The organism is Nitratidesulfovibrio liaohensis (assembly GCF_011682075.1).
Classification (GTDB): domain Bacteria; phylum Desulfobacterota; class Desulfovibrionia; order Desulfovibrionales; family Desulfovibrionaceae; genus Cupidesulfovibrio; species Cupidesulfovibrio liaohensis.
The window spans coordinates 1-907 of the sequence record NZ_VSMK01000657.1 but is presented as its reverse complement, the minus strand read 5'-3'; the positions used below and the strand labels follow the sequence as shown (position 1 = coordinate 907).

Sequence of the window (907 nt, the reverse complement as noted above, 5' to 3'; positions counted from 1 at the left end):
GGCCGGGCCGTGGGGTTCGTCGCCGGACGGCGCGGGGCGCGTGCATCGTTGCCGCCTGTCCGGCCCGATCTGCCTGTCCGGCCCGATCTGCCTGTCCGGCCCGGTCTGCCTGGTCTGCCTGACCGGTCTGCTTCCCCCGCACAGGTCGGGGGCCACGGGCGCACCGCACCTACGGCCCCGGTGTTCAGCGAGGTCACCTTTCATCTGGCGCAGGGCGAGATGGCCTGCCTCGTGGGGCCTTCCGGCGTGGGCAAGACCACCCTGCTGCGGGTGCTGGCCGGGCTGCATCCGTACGATGCGGGCGGGTTCACCGTCACCCCGCCGGACGGGCACGACGACGCGGTGATCCTGGTCTTTCAGGATTACATGCTGTTCCCGCACCTGACCGTGCGCGACAACGTGGCCTTCGGCCTGCGGGCGCGCGGCATGGGCCGTCGCCAACGCATGGCGCGGGCCGGGGACATGCTGGCCGACTTCGCCATCGGCGAACTGGCCCACCGCTATCCGGCCCATCTTTCCGCCGGGCAGCGCCAGCGCGTGGCCCTGGCTCGCGCGCTGGTGTGCAACCCGGCCCTGCTGCTGCTGGACGAACCCTTCGCCAACCTGGACCGCACCCTGCGCCTGGAGATGGCCGCCTACGTGCGCGACACGGTGCGCCGTTACGGGGTGACCACCCTCAGCGTCACCCACGACCTGGAAGAGGCGTTCGCCGTGTCCGACCGCATCGGGGTCATGCTGCACGGGCGGCTGGCCCAGTTCGGCACCCCGGCGGAACTGTACGGGCAGCCCGTCTCGCTCGACGTGGCGCGCTTCATGGGGCCGGTCAACGTGCTGGACGGCCCGGCGTGCACGGCCTTCGGCCTGCCCCTGCCGGGCGGCTGCCTGTGCGGCGGCGGGGACGATTGCG

The 907-nt window shown here is 72.8% G+C and carries 1 protein-coding gene; it reads left to right on the top strand.

Annotation, left to right across the window (positions count from 1 at the left end; genetic code table 11):
• Window positions 1–219 precede the first annotated feature (219 nt).
• Window positions 220–907, top strand: a 688-nt coding sequence (locus tag FVW27_RS17440) for an ABC transporter ATP-binding protein (protein WP_243838548.1), incomplete at its 3' end; no start/stop codon positions are given.